Origin of the sequence: Kitasatospora sp. NPDC101801 (genome assembly GCF_044766665.1) — a bacterium.
GTDB lineage: Bacteria > Actinomycetota > Actinomycetes > Streptomycetales > Streptomycetaceae > Kitasatospora.
In genome coordinates this window covers 82,098-97,850 of sequence record NZ_JBIWML010000030.1, presented here as the reverse complement: position 1 = coordinate 97,850, position 15,753 = coordinate 82,098, and the positions used below count along the sequence as shown (strand labels likewise).

General features: G+C 70.4%; 12 protein-coding genes. 5 read left to right on the top strand and 7 right to left on the bottom strand.

Going from position 1 to position 15,753, the window contains the following annotated elements; genetic code table 11:
• Nucleotides 1-2,017: 2,017 nt before the first annotated feature.
• The 3 genes from ACIRPK_RS26955 to ACIRPK_RS26945 all read left to right on the top strand — a co-directional run bounded on the left by ACIRPK_RS26955 (nt 2,018) and on the right by ACIRPK_RS26945 (nt 5,414).
• Nucleotides 2,018-3,511, top strand: coding sequence for a phage/plasmid primase, P4 family (locus tag ACIRPK_RS26955; RefSeq protein ID WP_403042691.1), 1,494 nt, complete (start codon nt 2,018-2,020; stop codon nt 3,509-3,511).
• Nucleotides 3,512-3,670: 159 nt separating this feature from the next.
• Entirely contained in the window at nt 3,671-4,045 is a 375-nt protein-coding gene (locus ACIRPK_RS26950; protein WP_403042688.1) for a DUF6009 family protein, read from the top strand.
• Between the two features lie 421 nt (nt 4,046-4,466).
• Nucleotides 4,467-5,414 carry an ATP-dependent DNA ligase gene (locus tag ACIRPK_RS26945; RefSeq protein ID WP_403042702.1) on the top strand — a complete coding sequence of 316 codons (948 nt, stop codon included), beginning with the start codon at nt 4,467-4,469 and terminating at the stop codon, nt 5,412-5,414.
• A 7-nt stretch (nt 5,415-5,421) separates the two neighbouring features.
• Here the strand turns inward: ACIRPK_RS26945 and ACIRPK_RS26940 are convergent, their stop codons facing one another.
• From ACIRPK_RS26940 to ACIRPK_RS26915, 6 genes are all read right to left on the bottom strand, one after another.
• Nucleotides 5,422-5,730 carry a WhiB family transcriptional regulator gene (locus ACIRPK_RS26940; protein WP_403042685.1) on the bottom strand — a complete coding sequence of 103 codons (309 nt, stop codon included), beginning with the start codon at nt 5,728-5,730 and terminating at the stop codon, nt 5,422-5,424.
• Nucleotides 5,731-6,122: 392 nt separating this feature from the next.
• Nucleotides 6,123-6,380, bottom strand: a complete 258-nt coding sequence (locus tag ACIRPK_RS26935) for a hypothetical protein (RefSeq protein WP_403042683.1) — start codon at nt 6,378-6,380, stop codon at nt 6,123-6,125.
• Between the two features lie 27 nt (nt 6,381-6,407).
• Nucleotides 6,408-7,193 carry a transcriptional repressor LexA gene (lexA, locus tag ACIRPK_RS26930; protein ID WP_403042699.1) on the bottom strand — a complete coding sequence of 262 codons (786 nt, stop codon included), beginning with the start codon at nt 7,191-7,193 and terminating at the stop codon, nt 6,408-6,410.
• 141 nt (nt 7,194-7,334) lie between these two features.
• Nucleotides 7,335-8,396: a hypothetical protein gene (locus ACIRPK_RS26925; protein ID WP_403042680.1), complete on the bottom strand. Its 1,062-nt coding sequence runs from the start codon at nt 8,394-8,396 to the stop codon at nt 7,335-7,337.
• A 5-nt stretch (nt 8,397-8,401) separates the two neighbouring features.
• Complete coding sequence (gene dnaE / locus ACIRPK_RS26920) at nt 8,402-11,809, bottom strand: DNA polymerase III subunit alpha (RefSeq protein WP_403042677.1); 3,408 nt, start codon at nt 11,807-11,809, stop codon at nt 8,402-8,404.
• Nucleotides 11,810-11,941: 132 nt separating this feature from the next.
• On the bottom strand, nt 11,942-12,400 hold the full coding sequence (locus ACIRPK_RS26915) for a hypothetical protein (protein WP_403042675.1): 459 nt from the start codon (nt 12,398-12,400) through the stop codon (nt 11,942-11,944).
• A gap of 122 nt (nt 12,401-12,522) precedes the next feature.
• Between ACIRPK_RS26915 and ACIRPK_RS26910 the strand changes: the two genes are divergently transcribed.
• Nucleotides 12,523-13,140 (top strand): hypothetical protein, encoded by a 618-nt coding sequence (locus ACIRPK_RS26910; protein ID WP_403042673.1) that lies wholly within the window; start codon nt 12,523-12,525, stop codon nt 13,138-13,140.
• A 114-nt stretch (nt 13,141-13,254) separates the two neighbouring features.
• On the opposite strand, the gene ACIRPK_RS26905 is transcribed toward ACIRPK_RS26910, so the two are convergent.
• The gene (locus ACIRPK_RS26905) at nt 13,255-14,718 is read right to left on the bottom strand and encodes a hypothetical protein (RefSeq protein ID WP_403042672.1); all 1,464 of its coding nucleotides are present in this window, start codon (nt 14,716-14,718) and stop codon (nt 13,255-13,257) included.
• A 175-nt stretch (nt 14,719-14,893) separates the two neighbouring features.
• On the opposite strand from ACIRPK_RS26905, the gene ACIRPK_RS26900 reads away from it, so the two are divergent.
• Nucleotides 14,894-15,538 carry a hypothetical protein gene (locus ACIRPK_RS26900; protein WP_403042670.1) on the top strand — a complete coding sequence of 215 codons (645 nt, stop codon included), beginning with the start codon at nt 14,894-14,896 and terminating at the stop codon, nt 15,536-15,538.
• Nucleotides 15,539-15,753 lie beyond the last annotated feature (215 nt).

Sequence of the window (15,753 nt, the reverse complement as noted above, 5' to 3'; positions counted from 1 at the left end):
GGGGCGGAGGGCCTGGCGGCCCTCGCCCCTGGCCTGGCGGCCAGGGCGGCCCTGGCGGGCCGTCAGGCACGCTCGCCCCGGCGCCTGGCGGCGCCTCGGAATTGCGCGGAGTATAAGGCGGTGCATTGTTGGGGGAATTGGCCGGTGGCCAATTCGTGGGGGTGGTGCGGCCCCTGGCGGGGCCTCAGGTGGCGGGGTGTCAGGGGCGGGGCCGGTGGCCCCGATTGGGGTGGGCGTCCGGGCCGGTGGCCCGGTGCTGGCCCGTGCTGGACCGGGGCCCGGCGGCCCCTCCCGCCCGTCCCGTGCGGTGCGGCCCGTGTGGCCCGCGCGGCCCGGCGGTGTGCCTGTCGGTAGGCCGGGGCGGTGCCCCGGCCCGTGCCAGGTATGACGTGTTTCCTCGCTGGCAAGCCCATACCCCGCACGGGACCGGGCCCCACTGGCGGTCCGTCAGGACCGCCATCCCGCACGACGGCCCGGGACGTCCGCCACCCCCGCACAGAGCCCCGCACGGGCCCGTACGGCACCCCCGGGCAGTACACCGGGCCGGTGGCCCGGACACCCCGGGGACGGCCACCCAACCCACGGTCCATCCCACCCGCCCGACCGGCACGGCGCAGCACCACCGACACCCCGACACCCCGACGACACCACCGCGTGACATCCCACCGCACCCCCACCACGACAGCCCGTCACACCCCCACCACGAACCCACCAGAAAGCCCGTCAGAAGCCCGCCAGAAAGCCCAACCCATAAACAATGCACATTCCACGAATGCTGGACTAGACCACTTTGCAAAAGGAATCCCACCACAAACCCGAGAATGAGGCCGTGCAAGACGCCGGGAAAGCCACCTCGAATACCACCCGAAACTACACAGGAATACGCACCCGACCACCCCCGAAACACCCACCGGGCCGATAGCCCCACCATCAGCGCGCACCGCTGGTGCTCCAGACCAGGCCCGCCACGTCTGCTCAGGAGCGCGAACAGGGCCCTCAAGGGCCCGGTTCCGGCGGCAGCCGGAAGTTCGTGATCGGCGCGTTAACCTGCCAGGCCCACAACGGCTTGGTCGAGAAACCCACCCCAGCCTGGGCTGCGGAAGCGGCACGCGCGACAGGATCCGGAACTGTCGCACGAGCCTGGTGGGGCCGGCGAGTGGCGTGCAGGGTGGGCATCTGCTCGGCCCCTGATGCTCTGACGTTCAGTCCCTCTGCGTTTCCGCAGGCCAGCGCGCTTTCTCGGGCAGCGGGAGGGACTGAAGGGACTCAAGGCCCCAGTTATGAGCAGATCTTGTATGCGAGAGCGTCTTCTTCGTATGTGCGCGCGCATACATCACTGGTTCAAGATTCTGCTCATAATTAGGAAGTTGAGTCCCTACAGTCCCTGAGTTGAGCCATACACCCCGACTGACGTGCAGCTTTCTCCAGGGACTGAGCAGGAACTGGTTACAGCCCGCGACTTGGTAGAGCCCCTGCATCTGGGCTTTGGTCCCTAGCGGTGGTCAGCTCGGGTGCTCGCGATCCGCGGGATGGCAGGGACCAAGTGGGCGGTGCGCGTGCCCAACCGAGACCCCGTCGACTGCCACCAGCGTCAGGGACCGGAGGGTCTGGAGGGACCGAGTTTCAACATCAGGTGTGATTCCCGGCGTGTCTCGGACCTCTTCGCAGGCTGCCGGATAGGGTTCGGGGGTTCAGTCCCTTCGGTCTCTCCAAAACGGTCAGATCGCCTGACTTGTGCACAAAGCGGCAGGTCAGGCGGGCGTCGAGTTGGTGGGCTGGGGCAGGACCGTCCGGGGGATGCGCACGTCGGGATAACCTCGCCGCACGCTAGGCTCTGGAACCCATTCCAGAATTCGGTCCCTTTGGTCCCTTCGGTCTCTGTCCGCCAACAGGCGGGAGTGAGGCGCTGGGGACCGACCCCTACGAAGGACAGAACGTGCCCGCAGCCGAGCCGAGCGGATCTCCCTCAGCCGCTGACACCCCGCATGGGCTCGACCCCGCTGTCTCGGCTCAGCAGATGCTGGAGTTTGAGGAGCCGCTCACCCGGGCTACACCCTTGCCCCACCAGAAGGGTGCCGGCGCAGCGGTCCGGACAGAGGATGACGGCCTTCTGCCACACCAGCTGACAGACCGGGGCAACGCCAAGCTCTTCATCCGCCTACACAAGGACTCGTTCCGTCACGTCGAGGGCCTGGGCTGGTACGAGTGGGCTGACTACCGGTGGAGACGCGGGGCGGAGAAGGCGGCAATGTGGGCTGCTGGCGAGCTAGCTGATCAAATGCCAGGCAGTGACCCCGCCAAGGTCTTCAGCGATCGTGAGATTGCCCTGCACCGCCGGCGTTCCAGCAGCACGGCTGGGATCAAGAGCTTCCTTGAGCAGGCCAAGGCATCTCCCGACCTGTCCATGGCGGCCTGGGACCTGGACAGTGACCCCTGGGCCCTGTGCACTCCGGGTGGGGTGATCGAACTGCGAACCGGTGAGCTGCAGAAGCCCTCGCCGTTCGATGGATGCCACTCCCGTGCCACCAGTGTGGCCCCGGAGGACATGCCCACGCCCCGCTGGAACCGGTTCCTCGTTGAGACATTCGGCGACGACCAGGCCGGCCGGGAGATGATCGACTTCCTGCACGTACTGCTCGGCTACTCCACCACCGGCGACGTCGGTGGCCAGGTCATGCCTTTCCTCTACGGCGAGGGCAAAAACGGCAAGTCGGTTTTGCTGGACGTCATGCTGCAGCTGCTCGGGGACTACGCAGACGCTGCCCCGCCCGGCTTCCTGATGGACCGCGGGGCCTTCACCGAGCACTCCACTGAATTGACCGAACTCCACGGTCGGCGTCTGCTGGTGTGCTCCGAGCTCAAGCCGACAGACCGCTTCGACGAAGCCCGCGTCAAGCTGCTCACCGGAGGGGACAAGATCAAGGCCCGCCGGATGAGGCAGGACTTCTTCTCCTTCCCGCCGACGCATCACCTGTGGCTGCTGGGCAACCACAAGCCGGAGGTCGGAACCGGGGGCTTCGCGTTCTGGCGCCGCATCCGCTTGGTCCCTTTCGAGAAGACCGTCTCCGACGAGAACAAGATCGACAACCTGGCGTTGGAACTGGTCCGCGACGAAGGACCCGGCATCCTCCACTGGGTGGTCCAAGGCGCCGTTCGATACCACGCTCTTCGTCAGCAGCGGCAGGCCGGCAGCAGCCTGCCCGACCCGCTGGAAGGCCCCACGCGGGTCCGCCTGGCCACTGACGCGTACGCCAGCACCGAGGACACCATCGGTCGCTTCCTGACCGAGTGCTGCACCCGCAGCAGCGAGGAAGCCGAGCTTCGTGTCGAACAGGGGCAGCTCTACGCCGCGTACGCCGCCTGGTGCAACGCCGGTGAGAGCACCCGCCCCACCAGTAAGCGCGCTTTCGCCACCCGCATTCGCACAGAACTTGGCCTGGCGTCCCCCAACGACATGGTCAAGAGCAACGGGCGCAAGCTCTACCCGGGCATCGGCCTCCTTGCCGACTAAACGCCATGCACCATGGGCAGACGGAGTCATCAGGACACCCGTCCGCGCCATCTACACCCGACAGGTCCGCCCGCTCTACGATGCAGGCTCCACCTACTCGTTCCTGCTAGCCACCCGTCCCCAGTCCCGGACCGCAACCATGAAGGAAGGCCATCGGTCATGAGCTCGCTACTGGACCGGAGCGTTCTCAGCCACGAAGAGACCGTGGTCTGGCTGGAAGACCCGTCGGCCTTCGACTACGTACGCCAAACCATCGACAAGACCCCTCGCCGCCGAGGTAAGCCGCGCTGGCTCCGGGATGGCCGCATGGTCGGCTATGCCGAACTCGACCACGCTGCTGAAGCAGACCCCGACAGCGGTCTGCACCGCCGCCGCGTCTTCTTCCTCCTGCCGCATGACCGCGACCTTGACCCCGAAGGCCTCTACGCCGCCGGCGCGCCCGGCGAAGCCGTCGACCCCCGCACCGTTGAGCCCCGCACGGTCGGGGAGAAGACCCCACGCTCACAACGCGGCCGAACCGGCACGCCCTCCTGACTCGCTGCTGCAGGCAGGTCGACGGGTCCCAGTCTCGTACATTCCAAGTCAGCCCGGCTGACAGATACGTCGGTACCACCGACGTTCCGCGCCTCTTGTGTCCTCCTGAAGGGACACAACAGCGGTGAGGACCTGGTGCTGTCCCCGACCGACACCGCCTCGGTGTCCGCTGGCCTTGCTGGCGTGCCACCGAACGCCCGGGGGGCCCAGCGGACGTTCTGGCGCTGGGCAACAGCGCTCGGGCTGGCAGTGCGTATCGCTGCTACTGAGAGCAACAGTGATACGCATCGCCTCGGGCAGGGGCTCGGGTGGATGTATGCGTGGAACATATGCGGATCGATATGTCCGTTGATGCTCACGCTGGAGCTGCTGAACTTGGAGTGAGGGGGCTGGTCGGACGGACGCCGCTCGCGGTACCCGGCTGTCGTCGCGATCATGGAGCTATGGCCTCCCGAGCGCCGATGTCGCCGGTGCCGGATGGTGGGCGGAGGTGAAGTGGGACGGAGCCCGGTGCCTCGCCTATGTCAAGAGCGGCCAGGTCCGACTGGCCGGCCGCAGTGGGACAGACTTCACAGCCCGCTTCCCGGAGGTCGCCGAGGCTCTTGAGACCGTCGAGGGGCCTCTGGTCCTCGACGGCGAGATCGTGGTGATGCAGGGCGGGCGGCCGTCGTTCCACGGACTGCAGAGCAGGGTTCACCGCTCCAGGCCGGCGTCCATCAAAGCCGGGCGGACAGCGGCGCCGGCCATCCTGGTGGTCTTCGACGTGCTGCACACCGAGCGACCGCTGCTCACCGTGCCCTACGAGGAGCGTCGGGGCCTTCTGGAATCGCTCAATCTGGAGCTACCGCAGGTGCGAGTGCCGCCTGCGTGGCCGTCGGTCGCCGATGCTTTCGACTGGACCCGCGGTCAGCACCTTGAAGGGATCGTGGCCAAGCGGGCCGGCTCGCTGTACCGGCCCGGGGCTCGCTCTCGGGACTGGGTCAAGTCCAAGCACCTGCAAGTGGCCGACGTCGTGATCGGCGGCTGGCTCCCGGGCGGCCGGGGTGGGACCAGCGTGCGGGCGGTCCTGGCTGGGGTGCCGGCCGCAGAGGGCGGGCAGCTGCTGTTTGTCGGTGCTGTGGGCACCGGCTTCGCCGATGCCGAGCGCCGGGCCCTGGGCGCTCTGCTGCAGAGGCTGTCTGCGCCGACCAGCCCGTTCGTCGCACCGGTCGGCGGGATGGGGCTGCCGACCGGCACCGAGGTCCGGTTTGCTGTGCCGCGGCTTCACGCCGAGGTGGAGTTCCTGGAGCTCACCCCGGCAGGCCGCCTTCGCCATCCGGTGTGGCGGGGACTGCGCGATGACGATGCCGCACCCGGGCTGATCGGATAGTTGGCGGTCAGGCGGCCGTGCAGTGCGGGTCGGTGGTGGCCCGTGCGTGCTCGGCCCGAGCGCTCTCCAGGAGCTCCCGCCAGGAGATGACCGTGGGCCGTCGGCGCAGCAGGGCGCGCCGTTCGCGTTCGGTCATGCCGCCCCAGACGCCGAACTCCAGTTGGTTGTCCAGGGCGTGTGCCAGGCACTCGGTCCGGACGGGGCAGCTGAGGCAGGTGGTCTTGGCGCGGTCCTGTTTGGCTTGCTCGACGAACATCGCGTCCGGGTCGGTGTCGCGGCAGGCGGCCGCGTCCCCCCAGTCGTAGTCGTGTGGCACTTCTTCCTCCCCGTGTCGGTGCTGGGCCCAATCTAGGTGATCGGGTTTCGAGAGGCGAGTATTTTACATTCTGGTGCTTCTTCGAATTTCAGGCGGGCAGCATGCTCGGAATTGTTGGCCTACGCCCCTGAGGAGGCTCAAGCGCGTGAGGTTAACTTGTCGTCCTGGTGCTTTTGAATTCCTATCGCGTTGCCATGAGGTCACCGGCGGCTCACGGAGGTGTCGGCGACTGCGCGCCGGGGGTGATGATCAGACGATCGGACTGCCGTCACTGTCGTTGCGGGGGCCACCCGATCGACATGCTGAAATCTACTCTGGATAGGCAATCGTCCGGGTTGGGCTCCACTGGGCAACGGGATGATTCGACGCTGCCCAGTGGAGCCCGCCTGGCCTCAGCAGGGGACGTTGCCCTGGAAGTCCCACTGGGTCGGGTCGCCGGGGCGGGGCTCGTAGTCGGCCCGCTCGGTGTTGCCCGGGATGAGCAGGTAGGCGCCGGCGGACAGCTGCTCGGAGTTCCAGCCCCTCACATCGACGAGTTGGCCGTCCAGCGGGCCTCCGCGCAGTTCCCGGTACTCGCCGTCCGGTTCCGGGCCGGGGCTGGGGTGGTCGGGGTCGGTGCCGTAGACCCTCTGCCAGGTGGTGTCGTCCATGGGCAGTCCCTTCTGTACTGGCGGGCGTCAGAGGCTGCGGAGTACCGCGACGACCTTGCCCAGGATGATCGCTTGCTCCCCCGGCAAGGGCTCGTAGAGCGGGTTGGCCGGCATGAGCCAGGTCAGCCCGTCGCGGTGCCGGAGCCTCTTGACGGTGGCTTCGCCGTCGATCATCGCAGCTACGATCTGTCCGTTCTCGGCCGTTGGCTGTCGGCGAACGGTGACCAGGTCGCCGTCGCAGATCCCTGCTTCGAGCATCGAGTCGCCCGCGACGGTGAGGGCGAACAGCTCGCCGTCGCCGACGAGTTGCCGGGGAAGTGGCAGGACTGCCTCGACATGTTGCTCGGCCAGGATCGGACCACCGGCAGCAATCCGGCCGACCAGCGGCACGTACGACGTGGAGGTCGGCAGGTGCGCCTGCGGGGCCAGTTGCTCGGCGGAGCCGAAGCGGTGGTCGGACACCACATAGGCCCGGGGCCGGTGCGGGTCCCGGCGGACGACGTGCATCTTCTCCAGCCGCCCAATGACGTGCGCGACCGAGGAGGTGGAGCGAAGTCCTACGGCCCGACCGATCTCCCGCATTGAGGGCGGGTAGCCGTGCTGAGTGCCGAAGTCGCGGATCGCGCCGACGACTTGGCGCTGCCTGTCGGTGAGTCCGTCGAGGCCGACGCGGACGCCGGGCGGTCGGCCGGCGCGGACGGGGCTGGTGCTGTCCTCCGGCACGGGGCGCTCCTCTTCTTGGGGATCTTGGTGGTGTGGCACTCTACGCCCGCGGCTGCGCGCGGTCCATGAACTTTTCCGAGCCTTCGTTATGCCTCACCTGCGGTGATGCGTCAGGATCGGCGGAGCGCAACCCGGCGCGGACAGCTCGCGAGGCGTCGGGAGTGTCGCGTCGGCTGGTCCGGCGCGCGCTCAGCGCCCGGGTGGCCTCGCAAGGGAAGTCGGCTGACTGGATCATCTGCTGAGCCGCCCGGGCGCCCATCCGTTGCGGTCCGTCGGCGACCGGGCCCAGCCAGGTGAATCCCGACGGATGTGAAGGGAGCCGGCCTTGAGAGCACCCGCGCCGAAGCGGGCGTTGGCACGGTCGACGACGGGTTCCAGTGTCCGGGCGGACTCGGTGGGCCGGTCGAAGGTGAGTTGCACCGCAGCCGTCTTCGCGGTGGCCAGAGCGCCAGCGCGCGCGGTCACTGACCGGATCCGAGCCCGCTGCAGCCCGAGCCGGGTGTACAGGCCGTACAGGCCGTCCCGGATCGCCGGGCTGTGGGAGCTCGCCTCCGGCAGCGTCCGGGATCGGGTGAGCGAGGATCGGTCCGCGAAGGTGATCTGCAGCTCGATGCCGCGGGCGACCTGTCCGGCCGCGCGCAGCCGTGCGCCGAGGTCGGCGGCCAGGCCGAGCAGGGCGCGGCGGACCTCCTCGGGGTCCAGGACGTCGTGGTCGAAGCGGGTGCTGGAGGAGATGGTGGCCGGTGGTCCGGCGGGGGTGACGGTGCGGCGGTCGGTGCCGTTGGCGCGTTCCAGCAGGAGCCGCCCGGTCGCCGCGCCGGCTACCCGTTGGACGGTGGCTGGCGGCAGGGCGGCGAGCTCACCGATCTCGCTGATTCCGTAGCGGCGGAACTTCTTCTCCAGGGCTGGGCCGATGCCGGGCAGCAGGCGGATGTCCTGCCGGTGGAGGAAGGCCAGCTGCAGCCGGGGGTCGTCGGGCAGAGTCTGGATGGTGGTGGGGGAGGCGGTGTCGGCGGCGAGGGTGGCCAGTAGGCGGTTGGGGCCGAGCCCGCCGGTGGTCACCAGGCCGTAGCGCGCGGCCAGGCGGGTCTGCAGCAGGTCCGCGAGCTCGGCCGGCGTACTCCCGAAGTAGCTGACAGATCCTGCGAGTTGGAGGAGTGCGCTGTCCGGGGGCAGGGCCTGGACGACTGGGGTGATGTCGGCGAGGACGGTGAAGAGCGAGCGGTAGGCCTCGAAGCCGGCCCGGTGGACGTGCAGGTGCAGGACCGTCGCGGTGGTGGGCGTGGTGGTCATCTGCCTCACCCGGCCGATCCGGGCGAAGCGTGCCAGAGCCGGCCCGCGCCACCGGATCCGGGCCGGTCGGGCCGCGGGCGGTTGTTCTGGTCTTGGTCATCGCCCGGGAAGGGCGCGGCGAGCAGTGCTCGGACGGCTGCGGTGCCCCCTTCTGCCCGGACCCGGGCGAGCTCGTTCAGATCCCAGGCCCGTTGCCCGACGACGGAGACGGCCTTGCCGCGGTGCTGCAGCTGGCCGCGGACCACCAACTGCCAGGTGTGAAAGAGGGTGTGCGCGGCGGCCTCGGCTTCGGGGCCGGAGAAGAATGCGAGGTCGACCGGCCTGCCGCTGCCGTCGTCCAAGGTGACGAAGATCGTTCGGCGGCCGCTCTTCTGGGGCGGCGTCTGGATCGCGACCTTCGCTCCGGCGACCAGCACGATCTCGCCGTTCTCCACCGCGCGCAGCTGGGCGGAGGGGGTGACGCCGAGCTCGGCCAGCAGCTCGTGGTGCTCGGTCATCAGGTGCCGGGAGGCGTCCAGGCCGATCACGTCCAGCTCCGCTTGGAGTTCCTCGCCTGGGGTCATGCCCGGCAACCCGCTCGGTGAGGCCGGCCCGGCCGGGGTGGGCAGGGCGAGCTGGTCCGGCACGGCGGCGGAGCGGCGGCCGTGGTGGAGCTCGTCCAGGAGCAGCAGCAGGTCGCGTCGGCCGGTCCGGCCGCCGGTGATGGAGTCGAGGGCCCCGATGCGGGCGAGGTTCTGCGCGGTGGGCAGGGAGGGACGGACCCGCTCCCAGAAGTCCGAGACAGAGGTGAACGGCCGGGCGGCGGTGATCCGGGCGATCTCGTCCTCGGTGATGCCCTTCACCGCGGCGAGCGCGATCCGCAGCCCCTGTCGGCCGTCCGGGCCGGACTCGACCCGGTACCCGGCCTCGGATGCGGACACGCTCACGGGCAGTACCGGGACGCCGTGCCGGCGGGCGTCGGCGAGCAGCAGGCGCAGCGGGTACATGCCGGGCTCGGCCTGCATGATGCCGGCGTAGAAGCTGGCGCCGTGGTGGGCCTTGAGCCAGGCGCTCTGGAAGGTGATCACGGCGAACGCCATCGAGTGCGAGGCGGGGAAGCCGTATGCGCCCATGCCCTGGACTTGGGCCCACGTCGTGTCGATGACCCGTTGGTCGTAGCCGGCCTCGGCCGCCCGGGTGCGGAACCAGCGCTCCAGCGCGGGCAGGCGCTCGGGTCGGCTGAGTGCTCGGCGGGCTTCCTCCCCCATCGCGAGATCGGTACGGGTCAAAGTTGAAATGACCTTCGCCACCTGCTCGTTGAACACGAGGACACCCAGCGTCGGGGCCAGGGCTGGGATCAGGTCCGGGTGCGGGTAGCGCACCGGCTGGCGGCCGTGCCGGGAGGCCAGCCACGGTCTGATCATGTCTGCGGCAACCGGCCCGGGCCGGAACAGCGCCAGCTGGACGACCAGGTCGAGGAAGGCCCGCGGTTGGGCGCGGCCCAGCAGGTCCCGCTGGCCCGGGCTGTCGATGGAAAACACGCCCAGCGACTCGCCCTCGCGCAGCAGCTCGAAGGCGCCTGCGTCGGTCAGCGGCACCTGGGCCGGGTCGTCCAGGTCGACCTTCTCGCCGGTGGTGCGTTCGATCTCGGAGAGGGCGTAGGACATCGCCTGCATGGTCCTGTTCCCGAGGATGTCGAGCTTCAGGCAGCCCAGGTCCTCGATGTCGTCCTTGTCGAACACCGTCATGGGCAGGCTCTCCCCCGGGGTCGGGAGCACCGGCGTGCGGGCCAGCAGGGTGGAGTCGGACAGCACCAGACCGCAGGGGTGCATGGCCTGGCCGCGCGGGAGTGCGTCCAGGCCCTCGACCAGGTCCCAGAAGCGGGCACCGTAGTGGTCGGCTCGCTCGGCGACCTGGCGCAGCTCCGGCAGCTCGGCCATCGCGGCTCGGGCGTTCTTCGCCCGGATGTGCGGGAACGCCTTGGCGAGGCGGCCGGCTTCCTCGGGCGCGAGCCCGGTCGCGAGGGCGACGTCCCTGATTGCCCAGCGGACCCGGTAGGTCTCCGGCATCGCCACGGCCGCGACCCGGGCGGAGGTGAACCGCTTCAGCACGAGGCGGTAGCAGTCGATCCGGCGGTCGGCGGGGACGTCGACGTCGATGTCCGGTAGGGATCGGCGCCGGTAGGACAGGAACCGCTCCATGATCATCAGCCCGTGTTCCATGGGGTTCGCCGCGGAGATGCCGAGCAGGTGCACGACCAGCGAGCCGGCGCCGGAGCCGCGCGCCGACACCCGGACCCCGGCCTCCTTGAAGTCCGTGACGATCTGGCCCACCGTCAGGAAGAAGGTCGGCCAGCCGAGCCCGGTGATGACGTCCAGCTCCTCACCCAGGCGCTGGACGGCGGCCGGGTCGCGGTCGTAGCCGCGGGTGACCATCGCCGCCTGGCAGCGCTCGCGCAGCACCCGGGCGGAGCTGCCCGGCGCCAGGCCGAGCTGGTCCTCCTCCGGGAAGCGGACGCCGCCGATCCCGAGGTCGCTCTTCGGGTCGAGCCTGCACTCGGCGGCCGTGCGGGCGGTCACCGCCAGCAGCCGCTGACCGCCGGAGCGGCCCTGGCCGGCCGCTTCGGCGACCTCGGCCGCCAGCTCCGCCATCTCGCCCGGACCTTTGAGCCAGCGCTCCCCGTTGCACGTACTGCCGGGCTGGGTAGGGCGCAGCAGGCGGGCCGCGTCCAGAACGTCGGCGATCGGGCCCTGATGCGGGTCGGCGTAGCGGACGGCGTTGGTCAGCACGGCGGGCAGGTCCAGGTCGGCGGCCAGGCCGACGGTGCGGGCGGCCAGGCGCAGTGAGCCGGGGCCGGGGCCGGTGCGGCGCAGGTGGACGGCTTCCAGGCGCAGGTGGGGGCCGAACCAGGTGCGCCACGGGGCGAGGAGGTCGGTGGCGCGGTCCGGGCGGCCGGTGGCGAGGGCGCGGACCGGTTCGGATGCCGGGCCGAGCAGCACGGTGAGGCCTTCGGTGTGGGCGGCGAGTACCTCCAGGGGCACGATGGGCTGGCCGCCGCCACGTTCGGCGCGGGCTGCCCAGGCGGCGCTGATCAGTGTGCACAGGTTGGCCCACCCGGTGCGGTCGCGGGCGAGGAGGGTCACCCGGGGGGCGGTTTCGTCGACGAAAGCTCCGCCCCGGGCGGGGGTCCGGAGCCGCTGGGCGGCCGGGCCCGGGTCCTCGACGGTGCCGACGGCCAGGTCCGCGCCGAAAAGCGGCCGGATGCCCTCGGCGGCGCAGGCCTTCGCGAACCGGACCACCCCGGAGACGGTGTCCCGGTCGGTGAGTGCCAGTTCGGCCATTCCACGCTCGGCGGCCCGTTCGGCCAGCGGGCCGGGGAGCGATCCTGCGAAGCGGACCGAGTAGCCCGAGGCCGTGTGGAGGTGCGTGAACACCTCAATCACCTCCGGTCGGTCAGCCCCTTCTCATTGGCACCCGGCTCCCCTCCGGCACCCCCAGTAGCTCATATGTTCGAATAGCTCCGCAAGCTGCATTACCGCAGGTGGATGACCCCGGACGATGAGCGACTACGGCTGCTGGCGCTGGATGGCGCACCGGATCAGGGAGACGGCCTGCTGCGCGGTCAGCTTCGCCCCGCGGAAGCCGAACACCCAGGCGTAGGAGATGAGCCAGTCCATGACCGCGGTACGGCGCAGCGCCGGGTCGGCCTTGTTCCACAGCTCCCGGGCCTCTTCCTCGACCCTCTCGCTGAGGGCGAGCCGAATCTCCAGCACCAGGGCGGTCGCGGGGTTGGCGGCCCGGGCGTTCGCGCGCAACTGGGCTGCTGCTTCGTGCTCGGGCAGGCCGTAGGCCGGCCTCGCGGCCAGCGGGCGGATCAGCTGCAGTGCCCCGGCCCACATGGCCTCGGGCCCCCGTTGCTCCAGTTCGCCGATCAGCCAGTGGCCCGCATCCGGCTTGGCTGTGGCGACGATGTCCTCGACCGTGCTCTCGACGAGATCGTGGAGGGGAAGTTCGGCGGAGCTCATCCGTGGACGCTACCGCGGTGGGCGTGCTGGCCTGTCGGCGCGGCCCAATACACTCCGGGTGTTCACCTGGCGCGTGCCGGGCACGACCCTGGTACATCCAGGCGCACAGATGGGAGCGGTCCGTGGTTCTGCTCAGCATCGGCCTCACCGCCGGCTTGCTCGTCGTCGGGACCTGCGGCGCCGTCGCCGTTGCCCGGGCCCGTGGCGGCAACAGCCGCAGCTGGGGGCCACGGTCGGCTTCCCTGATGGAGAAGATCATGGCCGGGATCTTCGTGTTCGTCACCGGCGCGATGCTGCCTGGCCTCTACGTGCTCGCCGGCGTCGTCTCGGGTCCCCCTCCCAGGTGGCTCCCCTTTGTCACCGCGGCCCTGCTCCTGGCCGGCTGCCTGCTGATCGGCCGCCTCGTGACCCGGATCCGCTGGGCGTTGTGGTCGGACGAGCTGCTCACCCAGTTCATCGGCGAGGCCATGCCGGTAGTCGTCACGGCGCAGCGTCGCGCGGGCGACCACGGGGCAAAGCGGGTGGAGAAGATGCGGGTCGCACTGCGGGAGGGTCGGGGCCGTGATGCCCTGCGTGACGCGGTCGAGGTGCGGGCCCTGGTCGAGAGCGCGGGACTGCCCGAGCACGCGGCGTGGACGGAGGTCTCCGGGCAGATCCTCTACTGGCAGGAGAGCCACCTCCCGGCCCGGAGTTCCAGGGCCCGTAGCCTCCTGCGGACCAAGGGCACTCTTGCCGGGTGAGGGTGCCGCGGAAGGTATCCGACCGCACTGCGCAACGGCGAAGGCCCCACTCCGAAAGGGTGGGGCCTTCGCCGTTACCAGGGCGCGGGTCGGCCGGGTGCCCGGCGACCGGGGTCAGCGCCGCCAGCGAGCGAGGCGGGAGGCCGGCGCGGCGGGGCCGATGGGTCCGGGCAGAAGTGGACCCGTCGCGGAGTCCGCGCTCGGCTGGGCCGTGGTGCTGTCGTCTCCCAGGACAGCCTGGCGGATGGCCGCCCAGTCCTCCTCGCGCCACCAGTTGAGCAGTTGCAGGCTGCCCACCACCGGGACCTTCAGGGAGTCGGCGAAGGGCCCGCGGGAGTAGACCTCGGCGGGGCGCTGCTGGGGCGGGAGTCGGGTCTGGTGGTTGACCACCAGGAGCCCGCCGTCCAGCGGCGCGTCGCGCTTCAACGATGGCCACGTGGACATGTGCTTGTACAGCTTGCCGACCAGGTCCTGCGGCGCCGGCGACGCGGCTGACTTGACCTCAACCAGGATGCGGCGGCCGCCGAGTTCGGCCAGCAGGTCCGCAGACTGGGTACCCAACTCGTCATCAAGAGCCGTCACCGTGAAGTCGGCCGCAGCGAGCACCTCCCGCACCGCGTCCTCCAGTTGGCGGCCGGTGCCGTACATCAGGCCTAGACGCAGCCGGTCGGCTTCCTCGCGGACCTTGGCGAGGGGGACGTCGAGCTCGGCCTTCCGCAGCTCGTAGGCGCGCTGATGCTCGGCCTGCTCCGCGAGCAGCAGGATCTCGGCCCGGGTCGCGAAGGCTGGATCCCGGACGAGCGGCGAGCGGGCCCTCACCAGCTGCCCGGGAACGTAGAGGGGCAGGGCCTTCTGCATGAGCCAGTCGACCAGCTGACCGCGGTCAGTGCCGAAGGGGACGACGAACCAGCGGGCGGAGCCGTCGTCGGGCGCCCAGACCCCGGCCACCGGATTGCCCAGGCTGTCGACCAGCAGGGGGCGCAGCTCGCCCTTCCTCGGTTGGGGGGCGATGGTGGCATGGCCGTACCCGGGGCGCGGTCCGCCGCGGACCAGGGTCAGTCCCCACCACGGGGAGTCCGGGCGCCGGTTGCGCAGGCGCAGGGCGAGGTCGCGCTCGGCGCTGTCCAGGTTGTCCGCCAGTTGCGGGCGGACGCCGGCGGGCAGAAGGCGGCCGCCGATCCAGCCGTACGGGTTGGGCAAGTGGATCTTGTGGTCGAATCCCTGATCGAAGACGTTGCGCGCGGTTGGGGTCCGCCCGGCTCCGATGCTGGCGATGACCAGGGCAGTCTCACTGCGCTGCCGGGCGCCCGCGGTGTACCGCTTGAACTCTTCCGAACCGGTGGCGGGTCCAGCGACCGGGCTCAGGACAGCCGCGCAGGTGCTGGTGTCGGTGCCGATCCACCGCGCCTCCACCCCGAGCGCCTGCCAGTCAGGCTCGGCGGGTTCCGCCGCCTCGGGGTCCGGCCCGGTGGAGGCAGTCGTGCTGGCGCTCAGAATGCGGGGGGCGAAAGGCGCGGGCTGCGAGGGCTCGCTGGCGATGTGGAGGGCGACCAGCTGGGCCGCTCCGGACTGACTCATGGTGAACACGGTAGCCGCACCGACCGCCGAATCCCGGGGCAATTTCGGCGTGCGGCGGGGGCTGTCGACACCATCGACGCGGGGACTCCGATCCCTCCCCGGCGGTCGGTGGTGCGGGAACGGGGCGCACCGCCGCGGCGGGGTCGCGCCCGCTGGGGGCTCTACTCTTGTCGCCGTGCCCGACATCAGGAATTCCAAGACCTTCCAGGCCCTCGCGACGCAGACCGAGGCCGAGCTCCTCACCCGCGGACTGGACGTCGTCCCCGTGGCCGTGACGAACGTGCTCGCCCACAACGTGACCATGGTGGCGCAACGGCTCGGGATCCAGCCGCGGTCCGCCCTGCGCTACATCGAGCCCGCCGCCGTCGCCGACCAGATCGCCACGGCCAGCGCCCTGGGCACCGACGGATCCCAGACCGTGGACGGTGTGCGGCCGGTCCGGCTCGACCAGCGGACCGCCGATCTGCCCCGCTGGATCTGCTCGCGCCCGCTCATGGCCTTGGCCCAGGTGATCAAGTTCGCCTCCAGCAACGACGACTCCCGCACGGTCCAGCACGCCACCGACCTCGTCTTCGAGATCGGGCTCGCGATCGGCGCTGACGCCGCGAGCGACAGCGCGGGGCTACCTGTCGGGGTGCTCGACGAAGCTGCAGACCTGCTCGACCAGGTCGCTGGACACATCGAGGCCGACGGGTGGAGTGTGTGCCCCTGCGGCGAGGACCACGACCAGGGCGCGGCCGATGCGAAGGTCGTCGGGGTCATGCGTGATGACGCCGCACTCATCCGGAAGCTCCGGGCCATGGCCGGCACCCAGGGCTGACATCTCCACCCTGGTCGGCAACGTGGACGGTCCCCCGGTGGAGGTACACGGTGGCCTGCACATTGGCCACGTGCAGCGTTTCTCCGCGTCCGGGCACCAGCTCGGCCTGGCTCAACCCCTTGCTGCGCAGTCGTCGAAGGCCCGGCTGACGCGGCGGCGGCGGGCGGCGGCGAGCACGGTGATGCCGAGCATCTTCTTATGCGGGCTCTGACCGG

Coding starts and splice junctions, on each gene's coding strand:
- ACIRPK_RS26955 (WP_403042691.1), top strand. CDS start 2,018: ATGCTGGAGTTTGAGGAGCCGCTCACCCGGGCTACACCCTTGCCCCAC.
- ACIRPK_RS26950 (WP_403042688.1), top strand. CDS start 3,671: ATGAGCTCGCTACTGGACCGGAGCGTTCTCAGCCACGAAGAGACCGTG.
- ACIRPK_RS26935 (WP_403042683.1), bottom strand. CDS start 6,380: ATGGACGACACCACCTGGCAGAGGGTCTACGGCACCGACCCCGACCAC.
- ACIRPK_RS26925 (WP_403042680.1), bottom strand. CDS start 8,396: ATGACCACCACGCCCACCACCGCGACGGTCCTGCACCTGCACGTCCAC.
- ACIRPK_RS26915 (WP_403042675.1), bottom strand. CDS start 12,400: ATGAGCTCCGCCGAACTTCCCCTCCACGATCTCGTCGAGAGCACGGTC.
- ACIRPK_RS26905 (WP_403042672.1), bottom strand. CDS start 14,718: ATGAGTCAGTCCGGAGCGGCCCAGCTGGTCGCCCTCCACATCGCCAGC.